4 protein-coding genes are annotated in these 4,928 nt (G+C 57.3%); all 4 read right to left on the bottom strand.

Features of this window, described 5'->3' with window-relative positions; all coding sequences use genetic code 11:
- Positions 1–199 (bottom strand): 30S ribosome-binding factor RbfA (gene rbfA, locus AC1DRJ_RS19145; protein WP_477803529.1); only part of this gene is annotated, 199 nt, incomplete at its 3' end.
- A 159-nt stretch (positions 200–358) separates the two neighbouring features.
- Positions 359–2,890 carry a translation initiation factor IF-2 gene (infB, locus tag AC1DRJ_RS19150; protein WP_477803530.1) on the bottom strand — a complete coding sequence of 844 codons (2,532 nt, stop codon included), beginning with the start codon at positions 2,888–2,890 and terminating at the stop codon, positions 359–361.
- Positions 2,891–2,917: 27 nt separating this feature from the next.
- The gene (gene nusA / locus AC1DRJ_RS19155) at positions 2,918–4,399 is read right to left on the bottom strand and encodes a transcription termination factor NusA (RefSeq protein WP_477803531.1); all 1,482 of its coding nucleotides are present in this window, start codon (positions 4,397–4,399) and stop codon (positions 2,918–2,920) included.
- 47 nt (positions 4,400–4,446) lie between these two features.
- A complete protein-coding gene (gene rimP, locus AC1DRJ_RS19160) occupies positions 4,447–4,905 on the bottom strand; it encodes a ribosome maturation factor RimP (protein ID WP_477803532.1) in 459 nt (152 codons plus the stop codon).
- Positions 4,906–4,928: the final 23 nt, after the last annotated feature.

Raw genomic sequence — 4,928 nt, forward strand, 5'->3', positions numbered from 1 at the left:
TTTGTGCGATGTCTTCGGCGTTGTCCTGCCCCATCACGGTGATGAAGATCTTCGCGTGACCGACGTCACGGCTGACTTCAACAGCGGTAATGGTGACCAGGCCGACGCGCGGGTCTTTGACTTCACGACGGATCAGCTGTGCCAGCTCACGCTGCATCTGATCGCCGATACGTTGGGTACGGCTGTATTCTTTTGCCATGTCTTGTTACCTGTTACTGCCCCACGGTGAAACCCGAGGGGTCTGAAAGCGGCAAACGCCCGGCCTGACAAAAGCCAGACCGGGCGTTGCGTTTAGAGTCCTGACGCCGTGCCGCGCACTTGCATGCGGCGGCTCGCCGTGGCCCTTGAAGTGCGCGAGTCAGAGGCTGCGAGCAACCTGAACCTTCTCGTAAACTTCGATCTTGTCGCCAGGTTTGACGTCGTTGTAGCTCTTGACGCCAATACCGCATTCCATGCCGGCACGTACTTCGGAAGCGTCATCCTTGAAGCGGCGCAGGGATTCCAGCTCGCCTTCGAAGATAACGATGTCTTCACGCAGTACACGGATTGGACGGTTACGGTGAACAACACCTTCGATAACCATGCAACCGGCGATCGCGCCAAACTTCGGCGAACGGAACACGTCACGCACTTCAGCGATACCCAGGATGTTCTCGCGAACATCGCTGCCCAGCATACCGGTGAGGGCTTTCTTGACGTCTTCGATGATGTCGTAGATCACGTTGTAGTAACGCATATCCAGACCTTCCTGCTCGACGATCTTGCGAGCGCCAGCATCGGCACGCACGTTGAAGCCGAACAGTACAGCGTTGGAGGCCAGTGCCAGGTTAGCGTCGGATTCGGTGATACCACCGACACCGCCACCAACAACACGCACTTGCACTTCGTCGTTACCCAGGCCGTTCAAGGCACCGTTCAACGCTTCCAGCGAACCACGGACGTCGGATTTGAGGACGATGTTGAGCGTCTTCTTCTCTGCCTGACCCATGTTTTCGAAGATGTTTTCCAGCTTGCCGGCGTGAGCACGGGCCAGCTTGACTTCGCGGAACTTGCCTTGACGGAACAGAGCCACTTCACGGGCTTTCTTCTCGTCCGACAGCACGCTCATCTCATCACCAGCGTCCGGGGTACCGTCCAGGCCGAGGATCTCGACAGGGATGGAAGGACCGGCTTCTTTGATTGGCTTGCCGTTCTCGTCGAGCATTGCACGTACACGGCCATAGTTCGAACCGACCAGGACCATGTCGCCTTGGCGCAGGGTACCGTCTTGAACCAGAACGGTAGCTACCGGGCCACGACCTTTGTCGAGACGCGATTCAACCACAACGCCACGGCCAGGGGCCGAAGGTGTTGCTTTAAGTTCGAGAACTTCGGCTTGCAGCAGAACAGCTTCGAGCAACTCGTCCACGCCAGTACCGACTTTCGCCGAAACCGATACGAACGGGGTGTCGCCGCCCCACTCTTCCGAGGTCACGCCGTGAACCGACAGTTCGCTACGGATGCGATCGAGATCAGCGCCCGGCTTGTCGATTTTGTTCACTGCAACAACCAGTGGAACACCGGCAGCCTTGGCGTGCTGAACGGCTTCAATGGTCTGCGGCATCACGCCGTCGTCCGCTGYAACCACCAGGATCACGATGTCGGTCGCCTTGGCACCACGAGCACGCATTGCGGTAAACGCGGCGTGACCCGGGGTGTCGAGGAAAGTGACCATGCCGCGATCAGTTTCAACGTGGTACGCACCGATGTGCTGGGTGATACCGCCGGCTTCGCCAGCAGCTACCTTGGCACGACGGATGTAGTCGAGCAGCGAGGTTTTACCGTGGTCAACGTGGCCCATTACGGTCACAAMCGGTGCACGGGAGAACGTCTCACCTTCAAACTTCAGGGACTCGGCCAGGGAATCTTCCAGGGCGGTGTCGCTGACCAGGGTCACTTTGTGGCCCAGCTCTTCGGCTACCAGCTGAGCAGTTTCCTGATCAAGCACCTGGTTGATGGTCGCTGGAGTACCCAGTTTGAACATGAACTTGATGATTTCAGCAGCCTTGACCGACATCTGATTGGCGAGATCGCCAACAGTGATGGTCTCGCCAATCTGCACATCACGCACGACAGGGCCGGTTGGACTCTGGAAACCGTGGGCGTTGCGTTTCTTCAGCTTGGCCTTGCCGCGACCACCACGACGGAAGCCATCGCTTTCTTCGTCGGTAGTACGTGGCGCAACACGTGGCGCAGGCGCTTTCTCTTTGACCGAAGCACGATGCGGAGCGTTTTTGCGCTCTCCATCGCCACCGCCGCTGCGACGATTGTTATCGTCGGCACGTGGTTTGTCCGGACGGCGCTGCTCGTTCTGCTTGTTGCGAACGTCAGCAGACGGTGCTGGTGCAGCCGCTACAACCGGCGCGCTTTCACGCACAGGTTCGGCAACTGCAGCAGGCGCCGCAACAGCGCCGGAAGTAGCTGATTGCGCAGCAGCAGGCTGGCGACGCGCTTCTTCTTCGGCGCGACGCTTGGCTTCTTCTTCAGCCTTCTGACGAGCAACATTTTCTACTGCGCGACGTTCATCCAGTTCGCGTTTGCGCTCGGCTTCGATTTCTTCCGGGCTGCGCTGTACGAACACTTTCTTTTTACGGACTTCAACGCTGATGCTTTTGCTGCCAGCAACACGCAGGGTGCTGGTGGTTTTACGCTGCAGCGTGATCTTGCGTGGTTCTTCCACTTTCGCCTTGTGGCTGCTTTTCAAATGAGTCAGCAACGATTGCTTCTCACTGTCAGTCACATTTTCTTCGGCGGCGGTGTGCGGCAGACCTGCCTCAYGCATCTGCTGCAACAGGCGCTCTACCGGTGTTTTGACCTCATCGGCCAGTTGTTTCACCGTGACTTGCGTCATGCACTTCTCTCCTCAGGCCGCGCCTAATTACTCGAACCAGTGGGCTCGGGCGGCCATGATCAACTTGCCGGCACGATCATCGTCAATGCCGTCGATGTCGAGCAGGTCGTCAATAGACTGCTCGGCCAGGTCTTCGCGGGTAATTACGCCGCGCACCGCCAGTTCCATCGCCAAATCCTTGTCCATACCCTCAAGCGAGAGCAGGTCTTCGGCCGGATGGGCGTCTGCCAGCTTTTCCTCAGTAGCGATGGCTTTGGTCAACAAACGATCCTTGGCACGAGCGCGAAGCTCGTTGACGGTTTCTTCGTCAAAGCCGTCGATGTTGAGCATTTCTTCCAACGGTACGTAGGCAATCTCTTCCAGGCTGGTGAAGCCTTCATCTACCAGCACCTGTGCCAGGTCTTCGTCGACTTCCAGCTCGTCGATGAAGTTGCGCAGGATGTCGCCGGTTTCTGCTTGCTGCTTAGCCTGGATGTCCGATTCGGTCATCACGTTCAGGGTCCAGCCAGTCAATTGGCTAGCCAGACGCACGTTCTGACCACCACGACCGATGGCCTGAGCCAGGTTATCTGCGCCAACGGCGATGTCCATTGCATGGGCATCTTCGTCAACGATAATTGCCGCCACTTCAGCCGGCGACATTGCATTGATCACAAACTGAGCCGGGTTGTCGTCCCACAGGACGATATCCACACGCTCACCGCCCAACTCACCCGACACTGCCTGGACGCGCGAACCGCGCATACCGATGCAAGCGCCCTGCGGGTCAATGCGTTYGTCCTTGGAGCGGACCGCGATCTTGGCGCGCGAACCCGGGTCACGGGACGCAGCCATTACTTCGATCAGGCCTTCAGCGATTTCCGGCACTTCGATGCGGAACAACTCGATCAGCATTTCCGGCGCGGTACGCGACAGGATCAGCTGCGGGCCGCGGTTCTCGGTGCGGATTTCCTTGAGCAGCGCACGCAAACGCACGCCGACACGGAAGGTTTCGCGAGAGATGATGTCTTCACGAGCSAGCAACGCTTCAGCGTTGTTGCCCAGATCGACAATCACGTTGTCGCGGGTCACTTTCTTCACGGTGCCGGAGATGATTTCCCCCAGGCGCTCGCGATAAGCGTCAACGACTTGAGCGCGCTCGGCTTCACGAACTTTTTGCACGATGACTTGCTTGGCAGTCTGTGCAGCGATACGGCCGAACTCGATGGATTCGATTTTTTCTTCGACGACATCGCCAACCTTGGAACCAGGATGCGTTTCGGCAACCYTGCTCGGCCAGGTTTCAATGGCCGGATCGTCCAAGTCAGCTTCTTCGACGACCGTCCAGCGACGGAAAGTCTCGTAAGCACCGGTGTGGCGATTGATTTCCACACGCAGATCAACTTCGTCCTCGAAACGCTTTTTGGTAGCAGTGGCCAGAGCCAGCTCCAGCGCTTCAAAAATTACGTTTGCCGGTACGCCCTTTTCATTGGATACCGACTCAACAACCAGCAGTACTTCTTTGCTCATCGTACGCCTCGCCTTTCGCAAGCCATTGGATCCGCGGGATCCGCGTCTCAGTCAAAACTGGGAATAATGTTGGCCTTGTCGATCATATCGATCGGCAACAGGAATTCATGGTCTTCTACTTGCACCACGACGTCCTGCTCTTCTACAMCTCGCAGAAGGCCCTGAAAGTTGCGTCGTCCTTCAAAAGGCGAGCGCAGCTTGATCTTCACTTGTTCACCGGCAAATTTTGCAAACTGCTCAATAGTGAACAGCGGGCGTTCCATGCCAGGCGAGGAAACCTCAAGGGTATATTCAACGGCGATCGGATCTTCAACATCCAGGACACCGCTGATCTGACGGCTGACAATGGCACAATCGTCCACCAGCACACCGCCCTCTTTATCGATATAAACGCGCAACATCGAGTGACGACCCTGAGCCGAAAACTCAATACCCCAGCATTCATAGCCCAGGGCCACGACCACCGGGGCCAACAAGGCCTGCAACTCTTCTAGCTTGCTCGACACCTGAACCCCCTCGTGCATGTATG

The sequence above is a fragment of the Pseudomonas sp. P5_B2 genome (assembly GCF_056400445.1).